The organism is Acaryochloris marina MBIC11017 (assembly GCF_000018105.1).
GTDB classification, from domain to species: Bacteria; Cyanobacteriota; Cyanobacteriia; order Thermosynechococcales; family Thermosynechococcaceae; genus Acaryochloris; species Acaryochloris marina.
In genome coordinates, this window is sequence record NC_009925.1 from 1,333,336 (window position 1) to 1,347,563 (window position 14,228).

11 protein-coding genes and 1 pseudogene are annotated in these 14,228 nt (G+C 46.9%); 4 read left to right on the forward strand and 8 right to left on the reverse strand.

The features are described from left to right. Window positions 1-481: 481 nt before the first annotated feature. The gene (locus tag AM1_RS06035; protein WP_012161923.1) at window positions 482-934 is read right to left on the reverse strand and encodes a type IV pilin protein; all 453 of its coding nucleotides are present in this window, start codon (window positions 932-934) and stop codon (window positions 482-484) included. Window positions 935-1,257: 323 nt separating this feature from the next. Between AM1_RS06035 and AM1_RS06040 the strand changes: the two genes are divergently transcribed. Further along, entirely contained in the window at window positions 1,258-2,040 is a 783-nt protein-coding gene (locus AM1_RS06040) for an IS5-like element ISAcma20 family transposase (RefSeq protein WP_012161924.1), read from the forward strand. Window positions 2,041-2,079: 39 nt separating this feature from the next. Here AM1_RS06040 and AM1_RS06045 read toward each other — a convergent pair whose 3' ends face one another. Next, the gene (locus AM1_RS06045) at window positions 2,080-2,880 is read right to left on the reverse strand and encodes an IS5 family transposase (RefSeq protein WP_012161925.1); all 801 of its coding nucleotides are present in this window, start codon (window positions 2,878-2,880) and stop codon (window positions 2,080-2,082) included. A gap of 231 nt (window positions 2,881-3,111) precedes the next feature. Here AM1_RS06045 and AM1_RS06050 point away from each other — a divergent pair, with 231 nt between their 5' ends. After that, entirely contained in the window at window positions 3,112-4,638 is a 1,527-nt protein-coding gene (locus AM1_RS06050) for a YifB family Mg chelatase-like AAA ATPase (protein ID WP_012161926.1), read from the forward strand. 81 nt (window positions 4,639-4,719) lie between these two features. On the opposite strand, the gene AM1_RS06055 is transcribed toward AM1_RS06050, so the two are convergent. Both AM1_RS06055 and AM1_RS06060 read right to left on the reverse strand, forming a co-directional pair. Continuing rightward, a complete protein-coding gene (locus AM1_RS06055; RefSeq protein WP_012161927.1) occupies window positions 4,720-5,910 on the reverse strand; it encodes a hypothetical protein in 1,191 nt (396 codons plus the stop codon). An 88-nt stretch (window positions 5,911-5,998) separates the two neighbouring features. After that, window positions 5,999-7,933, reverse strand: a complete 1,935-nt coding sequence (locus AM1_RS06060) for an ABC transporter ATP-binding protein (RefSeq protein ID WP_012161928.1) — start codon at window positions 7,931-7,933, stop codon at window positions 5,999-6,001. Between the two features lie 196 nt (window positions 7,934-8,129). On the opposite strand from AM1_RS06060, the gene AM1_RS06065 reads away from it, so the two are divergent. Both AM1_RS06065 and AM1_RS06070 read left to right on the forward strand, forming a co-directional pair. Then, entirely contained in the window at window positions 8,130-8,357 is a 228-nt protein-coding gene (locus tag AM1_RS06065) for an indolepyruvate ferredoxin oxidoreductase subunit alpha (protein ID WP_010481866.1), read from the forward strand. A 12-nt stretch (window positions 8,358-8,369) separates the two neighbouring features. After that, window positions 8,370-9,128, forward strand: coding sequence for an ABC transporter ATP-binding protein (locus tag AM1_RS06070; RefSeq protein ID WP_148215684.1), 759 nt, complete (start codon window positions 8,370-8,372; stop codon window positions 9,126-9,128). 22 nt (window positions 9,129-9,150) lie between these two features. On the opposite strand, the gene AM1_RS06075 is transcribed toward AM1_RS06070, so the two are convergent. The 4 genes and pseudogenes from AM1_RS06075 to AM1_RS06090 all read right to left on the reverse strand — a co-directional run bounded on the left by AM1_RS06075 (window position 9,151) and on the right by AM1_RS06090 (window position 14,090). Continuing rightward, a complete protein-coding gene (locus AM1_RS06075) occupies window positions 9,151-9,792 on the reverse strand; it encodes a thylakoid membrane photosystem I accumulation factor (protein ID WP_012161930.1) in 642 nt (213 codons plus the stop codon). A gap of 1,008 nt (window positions 9,793-10,800) precedes the next feature. After that, window positions 10,801-11,523: pseudogene (locus AM1_RS43075) on the reverse strand (2-phosphosulfolactate phosphatase family protein); the annotation flags it as partial. A 187-nt stretch (window positions 11,524-11,710) separates the two neighbouring features. Beyond that, entirely contained in the window at window positions 11,711-12,772 is a 1,062-nt protein-coding gene (locus AM1_RS06085) for a high light inducible protein (RefSeq protein ID WP_012161933.1), read from the reverse strand. A gap of 268 nt (window positions 12,773-13,040) precedes the next feature. Further along, a complete protein-coding gene (locus tag AM1_RS06090) occupies window positions 13,041-14,090 on the reverse strand; it encodes a chlorophyll a/b binding light-harvesting protein (protein ID WP_012161934.1) in 1,050 nt (349 codons plus the stop codon). Window positions 14,091-14,228 lie beyond the last annotated feature (138 nt).

Below are 14,228 nucleotides of genomic sequence, written 5' to 3' on the forward strand. Positions count from 1 at the left end.
CAAGGTTTATTAATTACTAGGCGATGATATTAGACCTCTTGCAATATTCGTTTCATGATGTGCTACTTACGGAAAAAATGTCGCGATCTGACTCGAATTTTAAGTCCTCTACCATATCGTTAGTTGAATTATGCAAGAGGTCTATTGAAACTCAACTATATTTGTAAATACAAATTCACCTAGATTCCTTATGGAGAAAGATAACCAATCCAGATTTAAAATAAAATATAGTTCACATTAAAATCCCTGATCTACTTAGTATGAAGATTGATCAGACAATTTGCAAAACCGAAAAATCTCTTGACACCCATGAAACCTTCAATATCACGTTTTTCAATCTATTGATACAACATAAGACTTCTAGTAGTGATTATCACCACTAGAAGTCTTATGTTGAACTATATATCGTGGTTGTCTATAAATTTATGAGTGAAACAGTTCAGAGATTCCTCAGGTTATAAACACCCTTCGATTGAATCGATTATGGGCAGGCAGGAGCTGCAGCACCCTCTTCAATGGAAGAGTCGGTGGTACCAGTGGCAGCATCAACAGAAACACAACCACGGTAGAATTGCAAGCCTGAACCAGTATCGTTAGGGTTTGCTGAAGTTTCACCGGCAGTAGCAGTAGCAGTAGCAATAGCAATTGTGTAATCTTCTGTGCTAGCGTCAGCGATTTGCAAGTCAGCATACGCAGGAGCAAACTGAGTCTCCTCTAAGCGATAAGCTTGCTGAGCACGATTAACAGCACCCACTTGACTTTGGGCAGCAGATTGTCTTGCTCTATTAGCTTGGTTGAGCATGGAAGGTAGAGCTACAGCAGCCAAAATACCGATGATGATTACAACAACCAAAAGTTCAATTAGAGTGAAACCTTTGTTGCCTTTCTTATTTGCGAAGTGCTGGATGAGTTTGGCTTGTAGATTAGTCTTCATAGTTGTAAAGTCTCTCTTTGGGTATTGGATTCAAGTCTTTTTCGCTCCCAAATATACATTACCCAGTCCTAAAACTTTTCATATCAAGTTGGAGACCGTTTTGACAAAGTTCAGTGTATATACAGAGATAGTTCATATGCAATTTCCCCAGGGAATTAAGTACTTCCCTAAAAATACGGAATTTCTGGCTGATTAACCTCCAATACGGTTTCCCTTCAACCCTCCACTCAAACAGGTAGCTACCAGAAAAGTCCTTAGAGCGTGTTTGAAAAGTCATCCAGGTAGAGTTGAGAGGCTCAATACATTAGCCACTCAACCTCAAAATGGTACGACACCCCTACGATACAGACCTCACCCTTGACCAGTGGGAACTGCTGCGTCCACTCTTGCCAAAGGCTAAGTCGGGTGGAAGACCTCGAAGGGTGAACTTGTTGGCCGTGGTCAATGCCATTTTCTACCTCCTACGTTCGGGGTGTCCCTGGCGACTGATACCCCATGACTTTCCAGCATGGCAAACGGTCTATACCTATTTCAGACAGTGGGAAGCCGATGGAACCTGGGAGCGCCTCAATCGTGCCTTGCGAGAGAAACTCAGAATCCAAGCTGGGCGACATCGACATCCCAGTGCTGCTTGTGTTGATTCTCAATCCGTCAAAACAGCAGGGGCTGCCCAGGAAAAAGGCTTCGATGGCGGTAAGAAGGTGAAAGGGCGGAAGCGGACAATCCTCGTCGATACGATGGGATTACTCATCGGTGCAACGGTTCACAGTGCCCGCCGCTCAGATCATCAAGGCATGATATTGCTAGGACTTTGGTTTTCAGCCTTTTGGCAAAGCATTCAGCTCATCTGGACCGACCAGACTTTTGGTGGTCAAGCCTTCACGGCTTGGTTTCAGAAGACTTTTGGCTGGACGATGGAAGTGGTCAAACGTCCGGAGGAGCAGCAAGGGTTTGAGGTACTCCCTCGTCGTTGGGTGGTAGAGCGCACATTTGCTTGGTTTGGTCATTACCGTCGCTTGAGCAAAGATTATGAGTATTTACCAACAACGAGTGAGATGATGTTGTACGCTGCGATGGTCAATCTCATGCTCAAAAGGTTGGCCTAAATCTTCTCAAACACGCTCTTAGAGGCTGTTTGAGAAGTTTTAGTACTCCTGCGCCAGCCTTCGAACCATGAGTCGAATCATCGCCACATATGCGAGTGCTTCAGCTGTTCTGGTCAAAAGCTCATAATCTTTATTAAGACGTCGAGACCACAACAACCATCCAAACGTCCGTTCTACAATCCATCGTTTGGGAACAACCTGAAACCCCGCTAGATTATCTGAGCGTTTGATCACTTCCAAGACATATTGAAAACGGTCCATTACCCACTTCATAAAAGCTTGTCCTTGATAGCCAGCATCGGCCCATATCCGAACTAGACGGGACAAACTCGCACCTTGGCGTCGAGCTTTCCAAAACAGTATTTTGGCCCCTCGTTGGTCAGAGATATTGGCAGCAGTGACTATCACCATCAGAACCAGTCCTAAAGTATCAACGAGCACATGACGTTTACGCCCCTTAATCTGTTTTCCACCATCAAACCCAATCGAGTGACACCGAGGATTACCAACTTTGACTGATTGAGCATCACAGATAGCAGCACGGGGACTCGGATGACGGTCTTCACTCACCCGCTCTTGCATGCGTAGATGCTCATTGATGTGGACCCAAGTCCCATCATCACGCCACCTTCGAAAATAGCTATAGACCGTTGACCAACAGGGAAAGTCATGAGGTAGCTGTCTCCACTGGCAACCCGTAACCACGAGATACAAAATGGCATTGAGAACACTGCGCATATCAGTGGTGCGAGGTCTACCTCCAGGTTTAGCAGCGGGAATCAGGGGCTCGAGTAATTCCCATTGCTCTGCTGTTAGGTCGCTATCATATGCTGTAGGCATTGCTCTCTAGGTCCTGTCCAGTGTTTGTGTATTGACAGATTAGTACCTTGAGAGCTTTACTCACTTCTCAAACAGCCTCTTAGTCTCGCTTGAGAGTGAGCCTATTTCATGGGGATAAGACCCATATAAGCTGAGGTATAAACTTGAGTGATGTATATACGAAATGGTTGGGGCGACTCAAGATACAACATTGAAATTTATCGGAATACCAAGAATATAGGGACTCAACGTATGCTGGCTCGAGTATGGAGCTCATCCTTAATTGGCATTGAAGCAATCAAGGTAGGGGTAGAAGTAGACGTATCTGGCGGATTGCCTGGAATCGTAATTGTAGGCTTACCCGATACGGCAGTCCAAGAGTCGAGAGAAAGAGTAAAAGCGGCATTACGGAATTCTGGCTTAGCATTTCCTATGCGCCGAATTGTGATTAACTTAACCCCTGCCGATTTACGTAAAGAAGGTCCCAGTTTTGATCTGCCAATTAGTATAGGCATCTTAGCTGCATCTGATCAGATTAATCCCCAGCTCTTAGGGGATTTCTTGTTTCTAGGGGAGGTTTCACTAGACGGTGCCCTCAGACCGGTTACGGGTGTGTTACCCATCGCTGCTGCTGCCAAACAAATGGGATTTGTGGGTTTAGTTGTACCTTACAAGAATGCCCAAGAAGCAGCTGTTGTAAAGGGCCTAGCCGTCTATGGCTTTGAGTCCTTATCTGAAGTGAGTAATTTTTTAAACAATCCTGATGAAGTTCAGCCCTTTCGAGAAGAAGACAAAGCTAACGATAAGCAACGCCAGTATCATCTTGATTTGAGAGATGTAAAAGGGCAAGCCCATGCCCGACGAGCCCTGGAAATTGCAGCTGCAGGCGGACATAACTTAATATTCGTTGGACCACCAGGCAGTGGTAAAACAATGCTGGCTCGGCGACTACCAGGTATTCTTCCTCCTCTAGAATTCAACGAGGCCTTAGAGGTTACTAAAATTCATTCGGTGGCAGGTTTATTGAGAGATCAAGGTCAGTTATTGCGTCAAAGGCCATTCCGTTCTCCCCATCATTCTGCATCTGGTCCAGCATTGGTGGGAGGAGGTAGTTTTCCCAAACCAGGAGAAATCTCTTTAGCCCATCGGGGAGTGCTGTTTTTAGATGAATTAACGGAATTTAAAAGAGATGTCTTGGAATTTTTACGTCAGCCATTGGAGGATGGTTTTGTCAGCATTTCCAGAGCAAGACAGTCGGTTACCTTCCCGGCTCAGTTCACATTGGTAGCCAGTACTAATCCTTGTCCATGTGGATACTATGCAGATCCGATACAAGTTTGTACCTGCTCACCTCGCCAACGAGAAACCTATTGGGCTAAATTATCAGGTCCTTTAATGGATCGCATTGATTTACAAGTGGCTGTCAATCGTCTGAAACCCGAAGAAATTACTCGGCAAAGTCAGGGAGAAGAATCGGCTCCAATTCGAGAGCGGGTCAGAGCAGCCCGTCACCTGGCTACGCATCGGTTTGAGGCTGAATCCAATTTACATAGTAATGCGCAGATGAATAGCCAACAGTTACGCCAATGGTGCCAGCTGAATGATGCAACACGGCAATTACTAGAAACTGCAATTAGTCGCCTAGGTCTATCAGCACGGGCAACCGATCGCATTCTTAAGGTTGCGCGAACGATTGCTGACTTAGCAAATTCATCTAGTTTAGAAACCCCTCATGTTGCAGAGGCGATTCAATATCGGACCATTGATCGGCTCCAATAGGCAAGGCAGAAAAGGGAGAGGATACCAAAAACCTTATAAACAGCCTGTTGTGTTGTACCTGTTGTGTTGTAAATGTCAGAGCTAGTCTGGGGTATCCATCTCTAACCAATCTGGTAAATCGTCTAGATTGAGTTTGTCATGGGTCGCCAGTGTTTCACGATCATGTATGGACGGCAAACGATTAGATGAAGACTGATTAGCGTCATTTTGAGGGCTACTAGCTGGCATTGAGGGAGAGGTTTTAGATGCAGCCCGAGCTGAAATAGACTGATTGGGAATGGATTGTTGCAACTCTACCTTGGATGTTTTAGGTATTACTGACTGAGGTGATTGTGGTAGTTTGCGTTTTGGAATAAAAGGTTTAGATTGGTGAGTGGAATTGGCTTGTTTTAAATGATCAACGGCTTCTTTTCTAGCGGTCTCAAGCGCTTTCTTAGCCAATGTCCGATGGGGTAAGATGACGTTTTGAAATAAGAATTCAATGGTTTGTGACTTCAGCCAACCCCGAGAAACCAGAATTTCCCCAAACCGCATTCCCGTTAATTCTTGATCGGATAAGACAACTTCGACTTGAGCTGGGGATAGTAACCCAGCTTCAATTAAATACCCACCAATCCTTTTGCTGTCTGGAGAGTGAGTCGCCACAGCTCGACGGTGACTAGAGTGATATTGCTCACATTTGTCTGAGTTATGACTTGCACGACTCTTATTCTTGGGTGACACAAAAGATGAAGGAGCGGGTTGCTCCATTTTTTGCAACCAAACCAACATATCGAGAGGGTAAATCTCTGTTTGATAACCAGAGGTTTGAATGGTTAAGGTGCCATGCTCACAGTGAACGTCCCGAATGGGATACCAGATACCTCGATGGAGGATTAGCAAGCTCATTAAAGCAAGTTGCTTATTGCTCTTTTTGTAGCTCCACCATGTTTGCAATAAGTCTAAAGAATCAGTGAAGCGAACATGATAATGCTCCGGAATTTCAACAGGTTCATATTCATAAAAACCGGAAATTTTAGACTGGCGAATGGGCAAACATTTTTGCGCAATCATAGCCTCATGGAGTTGAGGCCAAAAACTTGATTTGTAGCGAATTGATGTGAAACGCTGCTCACCATCTAACTTGGCTGTAGCGACTAGGCCTTCCGTTTTAGCCAGGAGCTGCAAAGTATCGGTAATAGGCTCAACTCTTAGGTCTGAGTTGGAAAGTAATGTGGACTGCCCCGATAGATAACTTGATACAAATGCTTGTAGTAGTTCGAGGTCATCCATAAAAATGAGTTGCTGAACTTTGCATAGAACGGCGGGCTTATTGTCATCATAATCTTTCGTTCACCCCCCTCGCCATAGACAAAGAAATTTAGGCAGATTTTTGTTGGGTTGGAAGGCCGATGGGGATCGAAGCGATTAGCTTACGAGTATATTCAGCGTCGGGGTGATGATAAATCTGGTCAGCTGCGCCAATTTCTTCGAGTTTGCCACGATTCATCACCATAATGCGATCGCTCATAAATTTGACGACGCTTAAATCATGGGAAATAAAAATATAGGTCAGATCCAGCTCCCGTTGGATCTCTTTCAGTAGGTTAAGCACCTGGGCCTGGACTGAAACATCCAATGCCGATACGGATTCATCGCAAATAACGAATTTGGGGTTTAAGGCTAAGGCCCGAGCAATACAGATACGCTGTCGTTGACCACCCGAAAATTCATGAGGATAGCGGTTCATGTCACTGGGTTTCAGACCAACCCGTTCTAGGAGATACGCGGTGCGATCGCGCGGTGTATCTCCCCCTTGTTGCGCAGAAATTCGCTCTGTCAGCCCTCCTGCAATTCGCATAGGCTCCATAATCGCTGCCCCAACATTCATCCGTGGATCAAGAGAGCTATAAGGATCTTGGAAAATAATTTGCAAATTTTGTCGCAGTTTCCGTAAATTTCGCCCCTTGAGGTGGGTAATATCTCGATCCGCAAACTGAATACTGCCGCTAGTGGGCTTAATTAACCGTACGAGAGTACGGCCTAATGTGGTCTTGCCACATCCAGATTCGCCAACCAATCCCAAGGTTTCCCCTGGATAGACGTCAAAAGAAACATCATTAACGGCGGTGACATAGCGAGCCGTTTTGCCAAACATCCCCTTAACCGGGAAAAACACCTGAAGATTCTTGACACTTAGTAAGGGTTTCTGTTGCGTCAATGTTTCTAGGCGTGTCTGCATCTCCACTGCAGAGAATTCTGGGGCAGCATCAGCAGAAGAAACAGGTAAGTCTTCGATCGTTTGATCGATTGGCAGAGAACTTACTGCCTCTGAGGCTTCACCTGCCACAAAATCAGCGACGGTCGGCAAACGCTTTAAACGTTGATCTGGACGAGGACGGCAAGCGAGGAGTCCTCGGGTATAAGGATGCTGGGGGTTTTCAAAGATCTCCTGGGCAGAGCCTGTTTCCACCACTTCACCTTGGTACATGACGGCTACCGTATCAGCTAGCTCAGCCACAATGCCTAAATCATGGGTAACAAAAATAATGGACATCTGTCTACGATCCCGAAGTTCTCGCAGCAAATCCAAAATTGTGGCTTGTACTGTTACATCCAAGGCCGTTGTCGGTTCATCCGCAATCAGAATCGCCGGGTTAGACGCAATCGCCATAGCAATCATCACCCGCTGAATTTGTCCACCCGACAATTGATGGGGATATCGATCCAAATAAGACCGCTTTTGACGGTTGATCCGCTTTTGAATCTCTTTATCGTCGGGAGACGAACCCTCTTGGCTAGCTGAATCCAACACGATTTGCTGCAATTCTTGATCAGACGGAATCAACTTCACTTCTTGAAGCAAAGCAATCGCCTGTCGCCGCGCGGCAGATACAGACAACTCTTCATGCAAACGTAATGCTTCTACAATTTGAAATCCGCAGGTATATACCGGATTTAACGAACTCATCGGTTCCTGGAAAATCATGGCAATTTGACTGCCCCGATAGGCCTGCATCGCACTCATGGGTAGTTGCAGCAAATCCACAGATTGCTCAGTATTCACTGCATCTGTCTCAGAAGGGGACGAGCCATGAAACAAAATTTCACCCTGGGCAATCTTTCCTGGCGGCGTCGGAACTAACCGCATCACGGATAAGGAAGTGACTGACTTACCGGAACCCGATTCCCCAACAATTCCTAGGGTTTGGCCTCGATGCACCGTCAGAGAGACATTATTCACCGCATTGACCGTTTGTCCTTCGGTCTGGAATTGGACCTGGAGGTTCCGAATTTCAAGGATGGGGTCAGTCATAAAGAAGCCGTTCTACTCTTGGGAAAGGAATTAACCGTGATTTTAGCAAGCTGTTTCTGAAAGCAGAAATCTAGCGATCAGGTGGGGAAGAAAAGCTGTCAGTGCCTGGAACTGAAGGGTGTGTTCCTTCAGAATTCCTGTTACCCTGATAACACATTTACTTTGGCAAGTATTTTATAGAGGGAGATCAACGATCGTGGCTCATACTATTGTTACTGACGTTTGCGAAGGCATTGCGGATTGCGTTGATGCCTGTCCTGTGGCATGTATCCACGAAGGCCCGGGGAAAAACGTGATTGGTACAGATTGGTATTGGATCGATTTTTCCACCTGTATTGATTGTGGGATCTGTCAGCAAGTGTGCCCTGTGGATGGCGCTATCCTGGCCGAGGAACGGTCTGATTTGCAAAAAACCCCTTCTTAAGGTTCGAACACGATGATGGATTCTGTGACGCCAGCTTCAAATCAAGCGTTGCTGTTGCAAGTTGAGAATGTTTTTGCGGGGTATGTCCCTGGTCTAGATATTTTGCAGGGGATCAATCTCAAACTGTTTGCCGGAGAAATCATCGCCATTATTGGCCCCAATGGTGCGGGCAAATCCACCTTAGCCAAGGCAATTTGCGGTTTGTTGTCTCCTCATACCGGTTCTATTGTTTGGCGAGGGACCAATATTGGCGGACGTAAACCCAATGAAATTGTCACCCAAGGGGTCTGCTACGTTCCTCAATTGGCCAATGTCTTTCGCTCTCTCACAGTAGAAGAGAACCTAGAAATGGGTGCCTTTATTCGAGATGTTCCCCTAGGAGAACTGAAATCCAAAATTTATACAACTTTTCCGAAATTAGCTGACCGTCGTCGCCAACAAGCTGGCACTCTCTCCGGGGGAGAGCGGCAGATGTTGGCCATGGGCAGAGCCATGATGCTAGAACCTGGTTTATTAATCCTAGACGAGCCCTCAGCAGCACTTTCACCCATGTTGGTAGATGATATCCTAGCCAAGATCCGCGAGATTAATGCTGAGGGAACCTCGATTATTTTGGTTGAGCAGAATGCCCGCAAAGCCCTAGCCATGTCTGACCGAGGGTATGTGCTGGATTCGGGCCGAGATCGGTTTGAAGGGCCAGGTCCACAACTGCTAGATGATCCAAAAGTAGGCGCACTGTATCTAGGAGGACATGCCTCCACCGAAAGTTAGGTCGTTGAGATATCTCCTTTCATTATTCTTCGGGCACAGCGTCCTGCAAACCTCTTAAGGCCTCGCCAAAGAACGTTTGATCGGCTGAAGGAGAAGGCGAAAAGAGCGGCCGATCTAAGACAAGAGGCTCTGTCCTAGGGTCTAATCCCAGCAAATCCCGAATGGGATCATCCAATTCTTCGAAACTCATCTTGCCATTTTGGTTCAGAATCGTTTGCCCTGAAGCATCAATCAACACAAATTGGGGCACAAACTGACCATTATAATAATACTGGGCCTCAGTCGGTTCATAGTTTCGTCGAGAATTAATAGCATCGACCATCATCGGCATAAAGTTAAGGTCTCGCCTATATTCAGCCTGTAGCTGAGTCAAAACTAAGGCATTTTGTTTGCACTCCTGACTATCGTCTGAGTAAAACATGATTAGAGTTGGCATTTCCTTCTTCATTGCCGCTGCTAAGTTCACTTTGGGTGGAATTAAGCCAGCATTGCTAGCATAGAGGATGAAAATATTGCCATCGTATTCATCATCATAAATACCTGCGATCGCATCTTGAGACAGTCCCATCCCAAATCCGACCAGGCAAAACACCAGAATCAATACACAAACACACTGCTGGCCGATACGACGCCAGCTTGGACGAATACCGTTGCCAAAAATCATGATTTAAACTCCTCCAACAGCAAACGTATTAACCCGCCAAAGCACCATAGCTTAAAACTGCCCTCTAAAGTACTTGTAGCATTGCAGAGCAAGATAGTGCTGGATGAAAATATCCAAACACACCTACTAGATCTTTGAGAGTTCTAGCAGTTTCTCTATTAATAAAACCAACTTAAGTTAGGTTGCCAGACAATCGGCTATATTCTCTTACTTTTCTTTTTTCCCGGGGACGCGCTCATAGCCAGGCTTCGGCTTCGTCATTTTGGCCCATAGCCCCTTGACATCATTGAGCATCGCTTCTCCCTTCTCCGCGACTTCCTTGGAGTCAACCTTGGGCGTCTTGGGTGCTGATGATTCCGCCTTAGGAGTATCTGTCTTCGACTTCTCTACCTTGGGCTCAGACGCTGCCGGTGCATCGGCTTTAGACGCAGATGCCGGCTCCTTCGACTGATCTCCACTTCCCTTCGACTCCACCTTCACAGCAGAAGTCGATTTCTCCCCTGCATCCTTCACCTCTACCTTCGATGGCGTCGATGGCGCTGTGGACGCAGCTTTAGGAGTGGGGGTGGACGTTCCTTTAGACCCTGACTCTGGCTTCATTTTGAACTCAGCTGCCTGAGAAGAAGGTTTGCTCTCTGCTTTCGCTTGAGGCTTAGCTTCTACCTTGGGCTTCACCTCTGTCTTCGCCTTAGGGGGTGCAGCTCCTTTGGGAGCTCCAGCGGTTAGAGACTTCGCGGCAGGTCCTTTGGCTTTCGGCTTCGCCTCGACTTTGGGAGCTGGCGTATCTTTGCCTTTGGGTTTAGCCTCTGCTTTTGGCGTCTCGGCTTTCTCGTCTACTTTGGCTGCTGCCTTCTTCGATGTCGTTGGCTTTTTCGCTTCTGCTTTTGCTTCCGGTGCAGGCGCTTCTACGTCTGGATTAGCGACGGCTGGAATGTTGACGGGCTTGCGACCCACTAGGCGGCCTAAGAACTCACAGGTCTTCTCAATGACGCCTGGCTTGCGTTGAACAAAGATACCTAATCCTTTTTGAATCGGTAAGGTATCCAATACGTCTAGCTGGGAGCAATAAGCGACGTCGGCTTTACCTCGCATCTTTAATAACCGCTGACCATGACTGGCGCTGGTCAATAATTCGAGTAACTGGTCTTGCCACTGACGAAATAAGGAAACGGCAGCAATGGCTTCGTCGTTCCCTGCTAGTTTGCTGAGGGGGGTCTTGCCTACGGCTAAGATGCCATCAATAATTGCACCGGCACAGACGGTATCTTCTAGGGAATAGCTGCCTTCCCAACCGGAACCCACGAGCCAAACGGTCCCAGGACGTTTGGTAGCGAGATAGTTCACGACGGCTTGACGGTTGGTCAAGGAGGCCATGATCACTTTGGAGGCGTTCCGAACGCTCTCGGAACAGCGGGTCCCATTGGTTGTACTCAAAAATAATCGACGGCCTTCGGTGTTCTCGGGGGTAAAGGCTAAGGGGGAGTTCCCAAATTCACAGGCTTTGACTTTCCGGCCGCCGCGTTCACCTGCCCGAATCCGTTTGTCTTCCTCTACTGTTTCGCTGGCTTCTAATAATGGTTCAATATCACTAAAAACTTGGACGGCTGATGCACCTGCATTGATGGCCGCTGCGATGGTGCTGCTGGCACGCAATACGTCGATGACTACGGCACAGCCAGGGAGACGATTATTGGGAATCTCTTCGGGGGTATGGTAAACGAATATTTTCACGGGATAAAGATGACCTATATCGTTATTTTCTATCGAGTTCTATTTTATGGGGCTTTGTTGCCACTTCTGCACGGTTTTTTCCTTTCTATAAAGCCTCTTCATGCAAAAGGGCAAGCAGGATATCCTGCTTGCCCTTGATGACTGACCTTATGGTCTGTTGGTACTTTGACCAGTGCGTCAGGGGGCTTTATTTATTGGCTGCGTAGAGTCTCTCTCCACGAAGACCATGCCAAAGACCACCGCCTAACATCCAGACTAGACCCAGGATGAGCTGCAAGGTTGCAGCACCTGTCCGATCTACGCCATGGAATACAGGAGGATAGGCGACGTCACAGTAGCGAATGAATAGGGAGGAGCTGATTCCCATGAAGCCTACGGAAGCAACACTCCAAGATAGGATGAGTTCGCTATTGAGCATACCGACGTTGGACCAGCCACCGTTGGCAGGTGAAAAGACGGGATGCTTGGTAAACAATGGGGTAGGCTTGCGATAGAGAATATGGAATGCTGCGCCTAATAGGTCAATCACACCAATGAGGAAGTGACCGCCAATCACGTCTTCCATGTTGTTAACGGCTGCCATACCTGCACCACTCCAGCCGTCAGGGGTGAATCCAAAGAGGTAACCAATCAAGGTAATTGGATTCAAGTTAGGGCTGATTTGATGCACGGTGTCTGTGTTGATGTCATACATGCCGGTGCCATAGGTGGCGTTGACGGCAAAGATCAAACAGGCCACGCTGATGAAGACGAGGTGGTGACCCACAATGGTGGATAGGCTCTCAAAGTCATCCCACTCATACCGGAAGGCGGCTGCATAACTGTCATCAGGAGCATCGTTCAGGTCAGTTTCACCACGGAAAGTGTGGAATAAACCGGCTGCACAACATACGGCTGCGATGAAAAAGTGAAGAACCCCAATTACGAAGAAGGGGTAGGTGTCGACGATCTCACCTCCAGCACCTACACCAACACCAAGAGCGGCTAGGTGGGGCATGAAGATCATCCCTTGATCTGGCAGGGAGACTCCCGGCTGATAACGGGCTACTTCTTGAACAATAAACGCGCCTGGAACGACGCTCATTAAGGCGGCATGGCATAGGTGAGCACCCAGAAGCATACCGGATAGGTCGGTCATCCGAACGTTGCCGGCCCACCATTCGTTCTCAAAGTTGCTTAATACGGATGTCGGTAAATCAGTTTGGACGGCTACCTTGCCGCCTCTTCTTCCTCGTACAGATGCGGTCACAACTGTTTTCCTCTTGTCTTAGTTAAAGGTTTAAGAATTAGTTTAGGTGTTCTCCAGGACAGTTAGGATTGCCCGTGGATACAACAGATATGTGTAGTAAGCAGTTGTAGCAAGAACTAAACGATCTAAAGCTTGTGTTAGACGGATACCAAGCTCAGAAATAGCTGAAACATTTAGGGTGACAGCGGATTGGACTATCATCTCAGTCCATGAGCTGTCACCCTAAAGCCGAGACAAACGAAAAGTTAACGCCTACTAGCAGATCAACTTAGTTTGCCTGAGGAGTTAGGCTAGCCAGGGCACGGGGGATACGACGGAAGTCAAATCCATAAGAACGCAACGCATGGAAGAGATGCCCCTGAAGACAATAGAAAGCCCAATAGTAATGGAAGTTAGAGATCCAAAAACGTGTGGTGTGACCACCATCAGATGCATCTAAGGTTTCTGCAAAATAGGGAGTAACGTTTAGCTTGGCTTCTAGTACTGGACCAAAAAGCTCAACGGGAAATACAACGTCGTTGACGGAGCAGAAATAGGCTGCATTAAATCCTGCAAAAGCTAGTCCAGCAAGAGCATAGGCTAGTAGAGCTTCACCAGATTTTACAAAAATCTTATCGGTGTAAGGCCAAGGCTTTACAAGAATATGCCAAATACCACCAGCGATATAGAGGGAGGAAACAAAGAAATGTCCACCAATTACATCTTCTAGATTGTTGACAAAGTAAGGATTGAATCCAGGAGTAGCCCAGCCGTACTTAAAAAATCTAACTAAGTTCAGACTAGGAGAGATGGCCCGGACTTCACCAGCTACTGGATCGTAAACGCCATGAGTACAAGCCCAAGTTGCGAATAACAAGCAAGCAGCACCTAAGAACAGAAGGTGATGCCCAAGGATACGACCTTGAGTTTCAAAATCATCCCACTCGAAATGAAATCTTTGAGCGCCAGAAAATTCGCTATCAGCAAGGACCTTAGGGCCTTTGGTAACGCCATAGAGAGCACCAGCACCTAAAATTGCAGCAGCAACAAGGTGAATCATTGCGATCGCAAAATAGGGGTAGGTATCAACAACAGCACCACCAGCTGCAACCCCCCATCCGGCACGAGCTAGCTGGGGAATACAAACTAAATTTTGTTGATAAACGGGTAAGTCGGGGTTAAAACGGGATACTTCAAATAGGGTAAAAGAACCGGCCCAAAAGCACATGGAGGCAATTTGGCCGTTATGGGCAGCTAAGAACTGGCCGCTGTAGTCAGAAAAGCGGGAGTTTCCAGACCACCAGCCGTACTCAACGTCGGTTTGTCCATAAGTTTGCATTGTTAAATAATTTCCTCCTCTGTTATCGGTGCCACCGTAACTTTATTATCAAACTTAATATCAAAAATACTATCAGACCTCGCCTCTTGCTGTCTGTGGTTTCCAGTTTTTCGTCAGTTTTCTGACCGATCAATTTCC